This window comes from Pseudomonas cucumis, from assembly GCF_030687935.1.
GTDB classification, from domain to species: Bacteria; Pseudomonadota; Gammaproteobacteria; order Pseudomonadales; family Pseudomonadaceae; genus Aquipseudomonas; species Aquipseudomonas cucumis.
This window is the reverse complement of the sequence record NZ_CP117454.1, coordinates 217,182-232,200: the sequence shown is the minus strand read 5'-3', so window position 1 is coordinate 232,200 and position 15,019 is coordinate 217,182. Positions and strand designations below refer to the sequence as shown.

General features: G+C 58.2%; 15 protein-coding genes and 4 pseudogenes. 3 read left to right on the top strand and 16 right to left on the bottom strand.

Annotated elements, in window-relative coordinates; genetic code table 11:
* The first annotated feature begins 120 nt into the window (after positions 1 to 120).
* Positions 121 to 1,281, top strand: coding sequence for an AAA family ATPase (locus PSH97_RS00995; RefSeq protein ID WP_305447749.1), 1,161 nt, complete (start codon positions 121 to 123; stop codon positions 1,279 to 1,281).
* A gap of 129 nt (positions 1,282 to 1,410) precedes the next feature.
* Here the strand turns inward: PSH97_RS00995 and PSH97_RS00990 are convergent.
* The 9 genes and pseudogenes from PSH97_RS00990 to PSH97_RS00950 form a co-directional block, all read right to left on the bottom strand.
* Positions 1,411 to 1,647: pseudogene (locus PSH97_RS00990) on the bottom strand (glutamine ABC transporter substrate-binding protein); the annotation flags it as partial.
* Positions 1,648 to 1,791 (bottom strand): annotated as a pseudogene (locus PSH97_RS00985) (ATP-binding cassette domain-containing protein); the annotation flags it as partial.
* Positions 1,788 to 1,982, bottom strand: a pseudogene (locus PSH97_RS00980) (amino acid ABC transporter permease); the annotation flags it as partial. The pseudogenes PSH97_RS00980 and PSH97_RS00985, both read right to left, overlap by 4 nt.
* A pseudogene (locus PSH97_RS00975) lies at positions 1,982 to 2,164 on the bottom strand (amino acid ABC transporter permease); the annotation flags it as partial. The pseudogenes PSH97_RS00975 and PSH97_RS00980, both read right to left, overlap by 1 nt.
* Before the next feature lie 651 nt (positions 2,165 to 2,815).
* Complete coding sequence (locus PSH97_RS00970) at positions 2,816 to 3,598, bottom strand: MetQ/NlpA family ABC transporter substrate-binding protein (RefSeq protein WP_305447748.1); 783 nt, start codon at positions 3,596 to 3,598, stop codon at positions 2,816 to 2,818.
* A 221-nt stretch (positions 3,599 to 3,819) separates the two neighbouring features.
* Entirely contained in the window at positions 3,820 to 4,752 is a 933-nt protein-coding gene (locus PSH97_RS00965; protein ID WP_305447747.1) for a sigma 54-interacting transcriptional regulator, read from the bottom strand.
* Between the two features lie 60 nt (positions 4,753 to 4,812).
* A complete protein-coding gene (locus tag PSH97_RS00960) occupies positions 4,813 to 5,394 on the bottom strand; it encodes an alpha/beta hydrolase (RefSeq protein ID WP_305447746.1) in 582 nt (193 codons plus the stop codon).
* A 786-nt stretch (positions 5,395 to 6,180) separates the two neighbouring features.
* On the bottom strand, positions 6,181 to 6,507 hold the full coding sequence (locus PSH97_RS00955) for a hypothetical protein (protein WP_305447745.1): 327 nt from the start codon (positions 6,505 to 6,507) through the stop codon (positions 6,181 to 6,183).
* 176 nt (positions 6,508 to 6,683) lie between these two features.
* Positions 6,684 to 7,751 carry a fatty acid desaturase gene (locus tag PSH97_RS00950; RefSeq protein WP_305447744.1) on the bottom strand — a complete coding sequence of 356 codons (1,068 nt, stop codon included), beginning with the start codon at positions 7,749 to 7,751 and terminating at the stop codon, positions 6,684 to 6,686.
* Between the two features lie 100 nt (positions 7,752 to 7,851).
* Between PSH97_RS00950 and PSH97_RS00945 the strand changes: the two genes are divergently transcribed.
* Positions 7,852 to 8,856, top strand: a complete 1,005-nt coding sequence (locus PSH97_RS00945) for an AraC family transcriptional regulator (RefSeq protein WP_305447743.1) — start codon at positions 7,852 to 7,854, stop codon at positions 8,854 to 8,856.
* Positions 8,857 to 8,936: 80 nt separating this feature from the next.
* Here PSH97_RS00945 and PSH97_RS00940 read toward each other — a convergent pair whose 3' ends face one another.
* Both PSH97_RS00940 and PSH97_RS00935 read right to left on the bottom strand, forming a co-directional pair.
* On the bottom strand, positions 8,937 to 9,302 hold the full coding sequence (locus tag PSH97_RS00940) for a response regulator (RefSeq protein ID WP_030131593.1): 366 nt from the start codon (positions 9,300 to 9,302) through the stop codon (positions 8,937 to 8,939).
* A 76-nt stretch (positions 9,303 to 9,378) separates the two neighbouring features.
* On the bottom strand, positions 9,379 to 10,065 hold the full coding sequence (locus tag PSH97_RS00935) for a Crp/Fnr family transcriptional regulator (RefSeq protein ID WP_305447742.1): 687 nt from the start codon (positions 10,063 to 10,065) through the stop codon (positions 9,379 to 9,381).
* Between the two features lie 85 nt (positions 10,066 to 10,150).
* Here PSH97_RS00935 and PSH97_RS00930 point away from each other — a divergent pair, with 85 nt between their 5' ends.
* Complete coding sequence (locus tag PSH97_RS00930; RefSeq protein ID WP_305447741.1) at positions 10,151 to 10,669, top strand: Mpo1 family 2-hydroxy fatty acid dioxygenase; 519 nt, start codon at positions 10,151 to 10,153, stop codon at positions 10,667 to 10,669.
* 87 nt (positions 10,670 to 10,756) lie between these two features.
* Here PSH97_RS00930 and PSH97_RS00925 read toward each other — a convergent pair whose 3' ends face one another.
* The 5 genes from PSH97_RS00925 to oscA all read right to left on the bottom strand — a co-directional run bounded on the left by PSH97_RS00925 (position 10,757) and on the right by oscA (position 14,858).
* Positions 10,757 to 11,746 carry a sulfate/molybdate ABC transporter ATP-binding protein gene (locus tag PSH97_RS00925; protein ID WP_305447740.1) on the bottom strand — a complete coding sequence of 330 codons (990 nt, stop codon included), beginning with the start codon at positions 11,744 to 11,746 and terminating at the stop codon, positions 10,757 to 10,759.
* 3 nt (positions 11,747 to 11,749) lie between these two features.
* Positions 11,750 to 12,619, bottom strand: a complete 870-nt coding sequence (cysW, locus tag PSH97_RS00920; RefSeq protein WP_305447739.1) for a sulfate ABC transporter permease subunit CysW — start codon at positions 12,617 to 12,619, stop codon at positions 11,750 to 11,752.
* Positions 12,620 to 12,631: 12 nt separating this feature from the next.
* Entirely contained in the window at positions 12,632 to 13,450 is an 819-nt protein-coding gene (gene cysT, locus PSH97_RS00915) for a sulfate ABC transporter permease subunit CysT (RefSeq protein WP_305447738.1), read from the bottom strand.
* 71 nt (positions 13,451 to 13,521) lie between these two features.
* The gene (locus tag PSH97_RS00910) at positions 13,522 to 14,535 is read right to left on the bottom strand and encodes a sulfate ABC transporter substrate-binding protein (RefSeq protein WP_305447737.1); all 1,014 of its coding nucleotides are present in this window, start codon (positions 14,533 to 14,535) and stop codon (positions 13,522 to 13,524) included.
* A gap of 140 nt (positions 14,536 to 14,675) precedes the next feature.
* Positions 14,676 to 14,858, bottom strand: coding sequence for a sulfur starvation response protein OscA (oscA, locus tag PSH97_RS00905; RefSeq protein ID WP_007941032.1), 183 nt, complete (start codon positions 14,856 to 14,858; stop codon positions 14,676 to 14,678).
* Positions 14,859 to 15,019: the final 161 nt, after the last annotated feature.

Here is a 15,019-nt window from a genome sequence, read left to right as displayed (position 1 = left end):
CACCGATCGTTCCCATGCTCTGCGTGGGAATGCCGTCATGGACGCTCTGCGTCCACTGTGACGCGGAGCGTCACGGGATGCATTCCCACGCAGAGCATGGGAACGACCAATGAGGAACTCATGTTCAAAACCCTCGCGGTGGCCAATTACCGCTCGATCAATAAATTGGTGATCCCACTGGGTCGGTTGAACCTGATCACCGGCCCCAACGGCAGCGGTAAATCCAATCTCTACCGCGCCTTGCGCCTGCTGGCGGAAACCGCTCAGGGTGGCGTGGTCAACGCGTTGGCCCGCGAGGGTGGGCTGGATTCGACGTTCTGGGCCGGCCCCGAAAACATCACCCAACGTATGCGCAACGGCGAAGTCCCGATAGAGGCAACGGTGCGACACGGCGTCAAACGCCTGCGCCTGGGGTTTGCCGGCGAAGATTTCAGCTACTCGATCGCGCTGGGCCTGCCGGAGCCAAGTCGTTCCGCGTTTTCTCTGGACCCGGAAATCAAAAAGGAATGCATCTGGTCCGGGCCGTTCTATCGCCCGGCCAGCCTACTGGTGGATCGCAACGGCCCAATGATTCGCGCTCGGGTCGGTCGCGGCTGGGAAGTGCTGGCGCAGCACACGCCGAATTTCGACAGCCTGTTCGATCAGATCGGCAGTTTTCGCACCTCGCCGGAAGTCATGCAACTGCGTGAGTTCATCCGCCGCTGGCGCTTCTACGATCACTTTCGCAGCGACGCCGACGCGCCAGTGCGCCAACCGCAACTGGGCACCCGCACGCCGGTCTTGCACCACGACGGTCGCGACCTCGCCGCGGCATTACAGACCATCCGCGAAATCGGCGATCCCGAAGCCTTGCAGGCGGCAATCAGCGATGCATTCCCCGGCGCGACGCTGAATATCGCACCGCTGCAGGGTGGACGGTTTGCGATCGAGTTTTATCAGGAAGGGTTGTTGCGGCCGTTATCTGCCGCGGAGTTGTCGGATGGAACGTTGCGCTATCTGCTGCTGGTCGCGGCATTGCTGACCCCTCGGCCGCCGACGTTGATGGTGTTGAACGAGCCGGAAACCAGTCTGCATCCGGACCTGTTGCCGGCGTTGGCGCGATTGATCATTCGAGCGTCCGAGCAGTGTCAGGTGTGGGTGGTGTCCCATGCGCGGCGCTTGATCTCGGCGTTACAGCAAGACCCAGAATGCAATTGCATTGTGCTGGAGAAGAATTTCGGCCAGACCGGGATGGTCGGGCAGCGGATGCTGGATGAGCCGGCGTGGTATTGGCCGGATTGAGGCACACTGATCGTTCCCACGCTCTGCGTGGGAATGCCTCTCGGGACGCTCCGCGTCCCTGCGGCTGTGACGCAGAGCCTCACTGGCTGCATTCCCACGCAGAGCGTGGGAACGATCATCTGAAGCAAATCACCCCTGCCACTTCCCACCCTCGACAATCACGCTCTCAGGCTTGGTTTCATCACTCAATTCTTTACGCACATACTGGTCGTACAGCTTGAGCAAAAACTTCTCCTCGCCCAACTTTGCCAACTCCACATTCACCCAGTCACGCAGTTCGATATTGCCCTTCTTCACCGCCGGCGCAATCGGTGCTTCGGCACCCAGCTTCTCCTCCAGCACGCGGTAGCCCGGGTTCTGTTTGGCCCGCAGTAAAGTGCTTTTGCCACAACCGCTGGGGCCAAGGATGACGATCACTTCACCCGGTTTCACCTTCAGGTCGATGCCGTCGAGCACCTGCTGCTCGCCGAAAAACTTGTTGAAACCCTTGAACTCGATCAATGCATTCATGCTTGCGTCCAGCGCCGCTCCAGCACACCGGACGCGGCTAACAGCGGGTAGCAGATGAAAAAGAAAAACAGGAACAGCGCGCCGTAGATCAGCACTGATTCGTAGGTGCGTTCGATGATTTGCTGGCCGACCTTGATCACGTCCACCACGCCGATCAGCACCGCCAGGGAGCTGGTCTTGATGATGCGCGTGAGTTGCGCGCCAGCCCGACCAGGCGTTGAAGAGAGGGTGTGCGAAACATCAGAATCGTCGCGTTGATCAGCGCCACCAGTAACGAAGTACCGATGGCGATAAAGCCGACCTGCAGCGTCACGCCCACGGCTTTGAGAAACGCCGGCAGGGTGCTGAGGATAAAAGCGTAATCGAAGGTCATTGCACATCCTGTACGCCGCTCGGTAAGCGACGGTGGCGCAGTCCATGGACAGTGGATAACTACCCGGCAGGCCCCGACTTTAAAGGTATAAAAATAAGAGTTTAAATACCGTTAAAGCATATTGATATCACGCAAAAAACTATCTTGCGGATTTGCCGAGACTGGGGAGGACGACTATTTTTCTTTGCGCTGTAGGAAGGATCTTTTTTTCAAAATACCCCTCCAAGGACGTGCAGCTTTTGGCCAGACTCCCGGCCGAACCATCACAAGGAAGAGAAAAATGGCTGACGTAAACGTGCCACAGCGGCTGGATCCGCAGGACATCGTGAAATTGCTGGTGGCCTTGCGCAAGGCGTTGAAGACGCAGTCTCTGTAGGAGCGAGCGGTGCGGCGATCCGACTTGCCAGCGAGGCGTCCTTCCAGGCGACCGAGTCGCCTGCTTCGCGAGCAAGCTTCGCTCCTATGGAAGCCCGTGATCTGATCGTTCCCACGCTCTGCGTGGGAATGCAGCCCGGACGCTCTGCGTCCCATCCAAAAGCCGAACGCGGAGCGTCCGTTGAGGCATTCCCACGCAGAGCGTGGGAACGATCACGCCGACGCTGTATTAGCCGTCGGCGTTGAAACCTTGAAGGGATTAGAAACTGCGGTCAATCAGAACGCCGGCAGTACCGCGCCGCTGTATTTCTTGGCGATGAATGCTTTCACTTCAGGACTGGTCAAAGCCTTGGCCAGTTTCTGGATGGCGACGCTGTCCTTGTTGTCCGGACGGGCCACCAGGAAGTTCACGTAAGGCGAATCGGCACCTTCGATCACCAACGCATCTTTAGCCGGGTTCAGACCTGCTTCCAGCGCGTAGTTGGTATTGATCATGTCCAGATCAACCTGGTCCAGAACACGCGGCAGCATGGCCGATTCCAGTTCCTTGAACTTGAAGTTGTGCGGGTTCTTGGCGATGTCTTTCGGGGTGGACACGGCGTTTTTCGGGTCTTTCAACTCGATCAGGCCAGCCTTCTGCAGCAGGATCAGGGCACGACCACTGTTGCTGCCTTCGTTCGGGATGGCGATGGTTGCGCCGTCTTTCAGCTCAGCCAGGCTTTTGACTTTCTTCGAGTAGCCGCCGAATGGTTCGACGTGCACGCCGATCACGGTCACCAGGTTAGTGCCTTTGCCTTCGTTGAAGCTTTTCAGGTACGGCAGGGTCTGGAAGTAGTTGGCGTCCAGACGCTTCTGGTCGACCTGCACGTTCGGCTGAACGTAGTCGGTGAAGACTTTGATCTCCAGGTCCACGCCTTCTTTGGCGAGGGTTGGCTTGATCAATTCAAGAATCTCGGCATGTGGAACCGGCGTCGCCGCAACCACCAGTTTCTCGCCAGCCTGGGCCAGACCCGCGGTCAGGGCAGCCGCCAACGCGGTGAATAACAGAACCTTTTTCATGCAGTGTCCTTATCGAAATTCGCGGCCATCATCGACGACGGCTGATTAATACGAGTGCCATTGATGTGCTATCGCTGGCGTGACGCGGACAATACCGGGATTTTTTATTCCCGAACAATATCTTTTATTCACTTTCATATTCCATTTTGTTCATACAGATCCAACTCGCCTGAGTCCTCCCGGGCAGACCGAGTCGCCTGCTTCGCGAGCAAGCTTCGCTCCTACAGAAGCCCGGCGTCTTTGAGCAGTTTTTTCAAGGCGTCTTTCTCGGCGGCGGAACCGTTGCCGAGAATCCGTTTGAGTTGCTGCTCGATCTGTAGCAGCGACACGGGCGCCTCGGGCAGATTCAAATGCTCCGGCAAAATCTCATCGCCGGTACTCACCAATAGCGCAAAGTGAATGACGTTCTCCAGTTCCCGGGTGTTGCCCGGCCAACTGTGCTGCTCCAGCAGATGCTGCGCGGCTTCGTTGATCAATGGCACCGGCAGGTCGAGGCGTTGGCTGTAGATGCCGAGGAAGTATTCGGCCAGCGACAAAATATCGCCCACCCGTTCACGCAAGGCCGGCAGTTCGAGCTTGCCTTCGCTGAGGTAGTGATAAAGCCGCTCATGGAATTTCCCGGCCGCCACCGCCTGGGCCAGATCGATACTGGTGGCGGCCACCAGACGCACGTCCACCGGGCTTGGCTGCTGAGCGCCGACGCGGGTGACTTCGTGGTTTTCCAGGGCTGCGAGCAATTTGATCTGGATGGGTAGTGGCAAGTCGCCGATCTCGTCCAGATAGAGCGTGCCGCCATTGGCCGAACCAAACCAGCCGGCGCGACTGCTGGCCGAACCGCTGTAACTGCCGGCGGCATAGCCGAACAGTTCAGCATCGGCATAGGTCGGGCTGATCGCCCCGCAATTGACTGATACGAACAACCCGCCGCGGTCACTGGCGCGATGGATGTGTCGCGCCAGCAGTTCTTTACCGCTGCCGGTTTCACCGCGGATCAACACCGAGATCGAACGTGGCGCCAGTTGTTCCAGCTCCTGGCGCAACTGCCGGGAACGCGGATCGACGAACACCAACGCCTTGGCGCGAATGCTCAGCGGGCTTTTTTCCGCATCGGGAAAGGTCAGCAGCGGCTGACCGAAGGTTTCATGCAAACTCATGGCAGACTCCCGCCCAAAACCGCCGGGGGGACGGGGGGCGATTTTAAAAAAAGAAAGGGTTCAAGCACGACGCAGGGTGTGTTGCTCCATGCGGTTTTGCAGACGATAGAGGTATGCAAAACCCTGTTCCCAGCGCTGGTGACCGGACTTCACGTTGATATGCCCGGCCCCCGATAAAATCCCCGCCTCGGCACCCCACTGGCGCGCCAGTTCAAGCGCTCGGGGCGCGCTCACGGCGCTGTCGTTGTCGGAGCTGACGACCTGACTCGGGAACGGCAACAAATGGGTCGGGATCGGTGCGAAGTTGCGCAGGGCTGGCGCGCAAGCCGGGCGCTCGACGTCCGCCGGCGCGACCAGCAAGGCGCCGCGCACCTGCCGCAAAAACTGCAAAGGCGCAGTCGCCGCCCAATGCGCAACGGTGATGCAACCCAGGCTATGGGCGATCAGAATCACCGGCGTGCTGTCGGCGGCAATCGCCTCGGCCAGTGCCGCGACCCAGTCTTCGCGACGAGGTGTCAGCCAGTCGGCCTGCTCCACCCGCGCACTGTTTGGCAGGCTATTCTGCCAATGGGTTTGCCAATGATCTTCTGGCGATCCTTGCCAGCCCGGCACAATCAGGTAGCGAATTGATTCGTTGCGCATGGGGGAGCTCTCCTGCTGCGTGTCTGTTCCTGATCGAGTATAGGGAGGAGAGTTATATTCGTTAAGGAATAAGAAGCTATTTATTAAGACCTTAATAGAATATGAAATGCGCTCCCACAGGGTTTGGTGTTTGCCCGGAATAAAAAAAGGGGCCGCACCCTGCCAAGGAGACGGCCCCGGAAATCGTAAATCTGTTAGTGCGCGGTAATCACCGACAACGTGGTAATCCCATGAGTCGCGACCTTGCCGAACAACCTAATGAACGGCGAGCAGCAGCCATATCACCGCGTTTTCGGTGGATTCAAGTGGAGAGTCATGGTGAATTCCTCGTGTAAACGTTTCGCGCAAAAAAGGTTTCGGTTTAATGAATTTTGAAATCAATGGGTACGCTGACCCAGTCGTCCAAGGCAACATCACCCTGCTTGGCCCCCTGTGATCTCTTTGGAAAAACCCGACAGGTCCGACCTGACATGGATGCATCATTGCGCCAGACGCTTATCTCTCAAAGTAATATTTAAAATTATAGATATTCCCGAATGGAATATCGAAATCCGTCAGACTCGCTAAGGCCACGTCGTACAAAGCTTGTAGCCAAACAGGCGAATGGCGATGCTTTTCAGCATTGAAATTATTCGTAGAAGGTATGGGTTTACGATAGAACCGAAGCCGAATACCGCCAAAAACCCATCCAATACTTTAGCGAACATTAATTAAATGTCGCCCACAAACAACAACAGGCCGATGCACTGTCCAATGCACCAGCCTGTTGGCAATTACAACAAATGCTTACTGTTTGACGAACTCACCTGCCAACAACACTACATCACCATCAAAGTTGTTACGCGAACCCGCAGCCCGTAGTCGGGAATAGTTGTGGTCCGGGGAGAACAATGCCCAGGCCTGATACCCAGTGCCATCATTCAAACCGGTAAAGGTGATGATGGTCGGTTGCCCGGTGCTGTTCTGAAAGTGGTAGTGCCCATAACTGACTTCGTAGTTCACACCACCTTGGCTGAACGAGCCACTGAATGTGCCATTGGAATCGTTGCCATCGGTAATAACCAGCTTGGCGCCAGTGTTGGAGTTTAGATAAGTACCATTAATGCTCGACATGGTTCGACTTCCTTTATCGTTTAAATAAGTGTCTTCCGCTGAGAGCAAGTTTCCTCCTGGAAACTCACGACACTGATCATGGTTCGCCCCTTGAACTTTGTCCATGCAAGAAAGGCCCTATTTATCTACAAAAATGCAATAAGCACTATGCAAACACTTCATAACTTATTCCAAACTCAAGTACTCATTAATTCTCTTGGTTCTAAGTCAGAAATTGTCACAAACCGGTTCGCCCGCCCGAACGTCCCGAAGTCATTGAACCTCACACCCATCTCCCGCATCACCTTATGCGCCACCGGGACGGTCATCTGGCGGATGTAAAACGGCTCTTTCACCACAAAATGATGGATCCCGTGGCTGCTGCCAAAATTGAAGCAGAACGCCTGCAACGGCCACATCCACCAAGGGTTCAACACCTGAGTCTGCTGAATCACGTTGCCCGGCTCCACGTCACCGTAGTAGTGCATGTTCGAGCTGACAAAATGCAGGCAGAACGTGCGCAACACGTTCGGGCCGATGATCACCACGACAGCAATGTCGATCACCTGCATCACCGCCAATGTCGTCGCCGACCATTCGATGGGCGCACCCAACAGATGCGCAATGCCGTTGGTGGCGTGGAAACCGAGGAACACGTACCACGCCCCCCAATGCACTAGCGCCAGCGGCGCATAAACCTTCAGAGTACGCTTGAGAATGCTGAACTTGTGCGCCCAGGTCTTGGCCCGCAGCATGCGGATGAACGCCGACATCACGTTGTCGCCGACCATCAACAGCCGCGCGATGCCCCAGGGCTCACCGTTGGTGATCGCCCGCTCTTCCATGTCGGCTTCGGTGCCGGACACCTTGTGGTGATTGAGGTGCAAATGGCGGCGGATCCAGGGGTTAATGGTGCTCGGTCGCGCCAGCCATACCAGGCCCATCATCAGGTTGTGCGGCACACGTTGTTTGCGGAAATACATGCTGTGGATCAGGTCATGCTCCAGCTCATGGGTCAGCGAGGCGAAAAACGCGTTGAGCAACAGGCATGCCCACCAGGCCATGTATCCGTTGATGTAGAGCACTGCCGACCCGATCATCCCGGCCAGGGCGAAGGCCAGAATGCCCGCGCCCAAGGCGTCCTGATGGTTGAGAATCGGGTAGCGCTGACGCAGTTCGACGCCCTTGGCCAATACCACCTGGCGAATATGCGCTGATCGCTGTGCTGCATTCAGTCGCTGGGGGCTTGCAGAAGTACCGTCCATGCTTCCATCCTCTGGTTATTGATGCTCGCATCCTGCCTTGCGATGCTTAACTGAACGGTAGCCGTGAACGCCAACCTGTTGACCGGACGCGCCAATCGACATGACTGAACCGACCTCCCTCGCCAGCTGGACCCGCGCCCTGCGCAAGCAGCTTGATGCGCTGGGGCTCGACAGCACCGCCCTGTGCCAACAGGCGGGGCTCGACCCGCAGTTGATGGACGACCCGAACGCCCGTTACCCCTTGTCCAGTACCACGCGCCTGTGGCAAATCGCGGTACAGGTCAGCGGCGATCCGGCGATTGGCTTGCGGGTGTCGCGTTTCGTCAGCCCCACCACGTTTCATGCGCTGGGTTATGCGTTGGTGGCCAGCGGCAGCCTGCGGGAAGTCTTCGAGCGCATCGTGCGTTATCACCAAGTGGTCAGCAACGCACTGGATCTGGAGCTGATCCGCGCCGAGGATCGCTACTGCTTCCGCCTGAAAATCCCCCAAGGCAACCCCGCGCCAGCTTTCGAGGCCATCGATGCCTTCGCGGCGATTTACGTGCGCACCTGCCGCAATCGTCTTGGCCGTGACTACGCTCCGCTGGCGGTTTACCTGCGCCGTCCAGAACCTGCCGACCCGCATCAATGGCACAAAGTGTTCCGCTCGCCGGTGTATTTCAACGCTGATGAAGACCGACTGGAGTTCGCTCTGTCGGACTTCGACAGCCATCTGGACGACGCCAACCCGGAACTCGCCGAGCACAACGAAACCGTACTCAAACGCACCCTGGCGCAACTCAAACCCCTGACCTGGGAGCGCAAGGTTCGCGACGCCATTGAAGAGCAATTACCCGAAGGCGAACCGTCGGCCGATCACATCGCGCAGGCGCTGCATTTGAGTCTACGCAGCCTGCAACGGCACCTGGCGGACGAAGGTTGTCGGTTCGATACGCTGCTCAACGAAAGTCGGGAAAACCTGGCGCTGCTGCACCTGCGCGACCCGCTGTGCTCGTTGGGCGAAATCAGTTACCTGCTGGGTTTCGCCGACACCAGCAGCTTCAGTCGTGCGTTCAAACGCTGGACCGGGATGACGCCGGGGCAGTTTCGGGATGGGTTGCGGTGACAGATCCGGAAGGTGTTTTGTATGTTCCGGCCTCTTCGCGGGCTTGCTCGCGAAGGCGGTAATCCATACGCAGCAAACCTTCAGCGCCCGCGATCCCGCCGCAACAGCTTGCGCACCCGCTTCACCAGTTCACTGACGGCAAACGGCTTGAGCAGGTAATCATCCTCATGCAATTCCAGCCCGCGCAGGCGATCTTCGATGCCGTCCTTGGTGGTGAGGAGCAGCACGGGTGTGTCGCCGAGCTTGCGGATCTGCTGCAGCAACTGCCAGCCGTTGAGCCCCGGCAGCATCACGTCGAGGATGATCAGTTCGTATTCGCCGGATTCGATAAAGCGCCGGCCGTCCATGCCATTGAGCGCCACATCCACCGCGTAACTCGCTTCGCTCAGGCCTTTGGCCAGGAGACTGGCGGTCTCGGGTTCGTCTTCCACTAGCAACACACGCATGGCACACCTCGATTGTCGTCGTCACAGGCTAGGCGCGTTCGCCGATAAAGCCCACCAATACCGTGGCGATCATTTTTTAAATCACCGCCAACGCTCGCAACCGCTCGGCATCCAGAATCTCGATCGCGCCATACTTGAGATTCAGAATCCCTTGCCCCTGCAAATCCTTGAGGAGCTGGTTGGTGGTCTGGCGCGACAGCGACAACATCGACGCCAGTTGCTCCTGCGGCAGTTGCAGAACACGGCGCGGCGGGTCGATTTCACCGTAACCCTCGGCGATCATCAACAAGCGATGGGCCAAGCGTGCCGGGGCTGGCATCAGACTCAGCTGTTCGAGATTGATGAAGGTCAGGCGCAGTTTGTGGCTCATCAGCAACGCCAGTTGCCGCCAGTAAACCGGTTGTTGGTCGAGCAATTTCAACAGCGTCGCCTGCGGGATGTGCAACAGCGTGCACTGGCCAACGGCGTAGGCATCGTGGGTTCGCGGCTGGCCATCGAACAGGCAGATTTCGCCGAACCAGTGCGGCGCTTCCACCAGGCTCAGCAGTGCTTCCTTGCCCTTCTCGCTCACGGCGCCAATGCGCACCGAACCTTCGAGCACTGCGTACAGCCCGCACGGCGGATCACCGCGTTTGAATAGCAGTTGCCCCGACGGCAGGCACCGAACCCGGGCCGCAGCCAGCAGACTATCCTGTAAGGGAACAGGTAAATGACTGAACCACTGCCCCGTATCCAGGCGCGAACGCCAAACCTGCATGTCCATGAAAACTCCTGGAGATTGTCGCCTGGCTGACAGAGCGAGAGATGAAACCCGGCGCATCATCCATCACCCTACAGGAGGAATAACAATGAAAAGCCTCGTTGACCATCTCAGTCAATACGCCGCCTACCACCGTGACCCGCGCAATATCGCCAGCCACTTTATCGGTATCCCGCTGATTGTAGTGGCGGTCGCGGTGTTGCTGTCGCGGCCGCAATGGGGCGCAGGCTGGATATCGCCCGCGGTGCTGATCGCGATGGCATCGGCGTGGTTTTACCTGCGTCTGGAGGCGCGTCTTGGGGTGTTGATGACCGTGTTGCTCGGTCTGTGCATTTGGGCGGGTCAGGTTCTGGCGCAGCAAAGTACGCTGGTCTGGCTGGCCAGCGGCATCGGGATGTTTGTGGTGGGCTGGGCGATTCAGTTTGTCGGACATCATTACGAGGGGCGCAAACCGGCGTTTGTCGATGATGTGACGGGGTTGATTGTCGGGCCGTTGTTTGTGGTGGTTGAGTTGGCGTTTTTGCTCGGGATGCGGCATGAGCTAAAAGAGCAGATCGAGGCGCGAGTGGGGGGTGTGCGTTTGCGGCAGAAAAACGCAGCAGCGTAGGACGCCATCGCGGGCAAGCCCGCTCCCACTGATCTGTGTCGTTCACAAATCCCCTGTGGGAGCGGGCTTGCCCGCGATGCTTTTGCTTTAGATGTTGGCGACTTTCTGCCAGACCTTGGGCTTGAAGAACAGCGTCTCACCCTTCGCCAAGCCGACCAGGCTGTCGTGATCCTTCACCACTTCGGCTTCGATCAGCTCGCTCTGGCCTTCAACCTTCAGCGTCACCCGCGTGGTGGCGCCCAGCGGACGAATATCCCGCACTTGCGCCGCGTGGTGGTCTTCCAGTTCATGCCGCGACAGCGACACTTCATGGGGACGGAACAGCACGTGTCGGTCTTCGCCCAAATGCAGACGGTTCGAGTCTCCAAGGAAGTGATAGACGAAATCGCTGGCCGGGTTTTCATAGACGTCGCCCGGTGAGCCGATCTGCTCGATCACGCCCTTGTTCATCACCACGATCCGGTCGGCGACTTCCATCGCCTCTTCCTGGTCGTGGGTCACGAATACCGAGGTCAGGTTGATGTCTTCGTGCAGCCGCGCGAGCCAACGACGCAGCTCTTTACGGACCTTGGCGTCGAGGGCGCCGAAAGGCTCGTCGAGCAGCAGCACTTTGGGCTCCACCGCCAAGGCGCGGGCCAACGCGATGCGCTGACGCTGGCCGCCGGAGAGTTGTTCCGGGTAGCGATCGGCCAACCAATCCAGTTGCACCATGTTCAGCAGTTCGTGGACTTTCTCTGCGATCTGGCTTTCGTTCGGGCGCTGGTTTTTCGGCTTCATGCGCAGGCCGAAAGCAACGTTATCGAACACCGACATGTGCCGGAACAAGGCGTAGTGCTGGAACACGAAACCGACATTGCGATCACGCACATCGTGGCCGGAAACGTCTTCACCATGGAACACGATGTTGCCCTGATCCGGGGTTTCCAGACCGGCGATGATTCGCAGCAAGGTGGTCTTGCCGCAGCCGGACGGCCCCAGCAGCGCCACCAGCTCGCCGCTTTGAATGTCCAGGCTGATGTTGTCCAGCGCCTTGAACGCGTGGAAGTTCTTGCTGACGTTACGCACTTCGATCGACATGACTTATTCCTCCGCGGCGCTGGCACGCAGGCGGTTAATACGGTTTTCGCTCCACTGCTTGAGCAGCAGGATCAAGAGCGCCAGGATCAGCAACAGGCTCGCCACGGCGAACGCGGCCACGTGGTTGTATTCGTTGTAGAGGATCTCGACGTGCAGCGGCAGGGTGTTGGTCACCCCGCGAATGTGCCCGGAAACCACCGACACCGCACCGAACTCACCCATGGCCCGGGCCGTACACAGCACCACGCCATAGATCAGGCCCCATTTGATATTGGGAACGGTGATGTGCCAGAACATCTGCCAGCCATTGGCCCCGAGCAGGCGCGCTGCCTCTTCTTCCTGGGTGCCTTGTTCCTGCATCAGCGGGATCAATTCACGGGCCACGAACGGCACAGTGACGAAAATCGTCGCCAGCACGATGCCTGGCAAGGCAAACACGATCTGGATGTCGTGATCCTGCAACCACGGGCCAAAGATGCCCTGGGCGCCGAACATCAACACGTAGACCAGACCTGCGATCACCGGCGACACCGAGAACGGCAGGTCGATCAGGGTCACCAGCATGCTCTTGCCGCGGAACGAGTATTTACTCACGCACCACGCCGCGCTGACACCGAACACCAGGTTCAGTGGCACCGAAATCAGCACCGCGATCACGGTGAGTTTCAACGCCGACAAGGCGTCCGGCTCGAAGATCGCCGTGAAGAACGCACCCAGGCCCAACTTCAGGCCTTGGGACACCACGATGAACAACGGCAATAACAAAAACAGCGCGAAGATCAGCCAGCCGAGACCGATCAAGACTCGCCGCGACGTGGCGCTGCCACGGCGGGCGGCGTTCGAGGAGGCCGCTGCAATAGACGATTGGGACATGTTCGCGCCTCCTTATGGGGTTTCAATGCGCCGCTGCAGCAAGTTGATCAGCAGCAACAGGACAAAGGAAACCACCAGCATCAGTACACCAATGGAGGTGGCGCCGGTGTAATCGTACTGGTCGAGTTTGACCATGATCAGCAGCGGCAGAATTTCGGTTTTCATCGGCATGTTGCCGGCGATAAAAATCACCGAACCGTACTCGCCGACCCCACGGGCAAAGGCCAGAGCAAAACCGGTCAGCCAGGCTGGCAACAGCGCCGGCACCAAAATATGGCGGAAAACCTGCAATGGTTTCGCCCCGAGGCAAGCCGCCGCCTCTTCCACCTCACGCGGGATATCGGCCAGTACAGGCTGTACCGTACGTACTACGAATGGAAGTGTTACAAAAGTCAGCGCCAAGGTGATGCCGAGGGGGGTGTAGGCGATCTTGAAACCCAGGTCCGCCGCGAACTGACCCACCAGGCCGGTGGGGGCGTACAGCGCGGTCAGTGCAATACCGGCCACCGCAGTGGGCAAAGCGAAGGGCAGGTCGATCATCGCGTCGATGACTTTGCGTCCCGGGAAGGTGTAGCGCACCAGCACCCAGGCCAGGAGTGTGCCGATGATGCCGTTGATGATCGCGGCATAGAGCGCGGTGCCGAAGCTCAGCTTCAACGCCGCCAGCACCCGTGGCGCCGAGATGATGGCCCAGAACTGGTCCCAGGTCAGTTGAGCGGCATGCACGAACATCGCCGCCAGCGGAATGAGCACAATCAGGCTGAGGTACACCAAGGTGTAGCCCAGCGTCAGCCCGAAGCCGGGTATGACGGGGGAGATACGACGCGACATAAAAGTCCTTGGTTGAAAACGCGCTAAGCCCCGACAGTAAGATCGGGGCCCGTTGGCTGATCTATTTCAGGTTACTGCGCCTGATAAATCTGGTCGAACACGCCACCGTCATTGAAGAATTTCGGTTGCGCGGTTTTCCAGCCACCGAAGTCCTTGTCGATGGTCACCAGTTCCAGTGTCGGGAACTGCTTGGCGTACTTGGCGGCTACGTCCTTGTCACGTGGACGATAGAAGTTTTTCGCTGCGATTTCCTGGCCGGCCGGGCTGTACAGGTGTTTGAGGTACGCTTCGGCGATTTCGGTGTTGCCCTTTTTCTCGGCGTTCTTGTCGACCACGGCCACCGGTGGTTCGGCCAGGATCGACAGCGAAGGCACGACGATGTCGAACTTGTCGGCGCCGCCGTCTTCTTTCAAGGCCAGGAAGGCCTCGTTTTCCCAAGCCAGCAACACGTCGCCCTGACCGTTGTTGACGAAGGTGATGGTCGAGCCACGAGCGCCGGTGTCCAGCACAGGCACGTGTTTGAACAGGGTCTGCACGTACTCTTTGGCCTTGGCTTCGTTACCGCCGTTGGCTTTCAGGCCATAGGCCCAGGCCGCGAGGAAATTCCAGCGTGCGCCGCCGGAGGTTTTCGGGTTCGGGGTGATGACCTCCACGCCGTTTTTGGTCAGGTCGCCCCAGTCCTTGATACCTTTCGGGTTGCCCTTGCGCACCAGGAACACGATGGTCGAGGTGTAAGGCGTGCTCGCCTCCGGAAGACGCTTCTGCCAATCGACCGGCAGGCTCTTGCCCAGCTTGGCGATTTCGTCGATGTCACCGGCCAGGGCCAGGGTCACCACGTCGGCCCGCAGACCGTCGATCACTGCCCGGCCCTGCTTGCCCGAACCACCGTGGGACTGCTGGATTTTCACGTTGTCGCCAGCGTGGTCTTTTTTCCAGAAGCTGATGAACTCGGCGTTGTACTCCTGGTACAGCTCACGGGTCGGGTCATACGACACGTTGAGCAGCTCATAATCCTTGGCAACCGCGGAACCAGCAAAAAGGGCACTGGCCAGGGCGGCCAAAGCAAGATGACGAATCGACGACATGGTGAAAGCTCCTGGAATTCTTGGTGTGTTGGCTTTTTCTTATGGTCTGGAACGGGTTGCCTGTTCGAAGATCGCAGCTTTCGGCGGCGCCCACAGGTGCGTAGGAGCTACCGAAGGCTGCGATCTTTCAATCTTTCGCTTCAGCTCGGTTTGTTGCCCGGGTTCTGCAAACGGAATTTCTCTTTGCGTTCGATCTGAACCACCTGGGCGTTGTGCACGGTGATTTCCACCGCGCCAAAGCGCAGATCGCGCAGGGCGCTCTGGATCTCACGCAAAATGGTGGCTTCGTCCTGCCCGTCAACACTACGTAGGGATGCGCTCATGGTGCTGCTCCTTTAATGAGATATGCCTGGCAGTGGCGGGCACTGCTTGCGGCGTAGGGGCAATAGTAGATAGGCGCAGATATTCTTAAAAAGACTATTTAAGAATTTTTATATAACCAAAAGGTTGATCGTTCCTATGCTCCGTGGGAACGCCGCCCGGG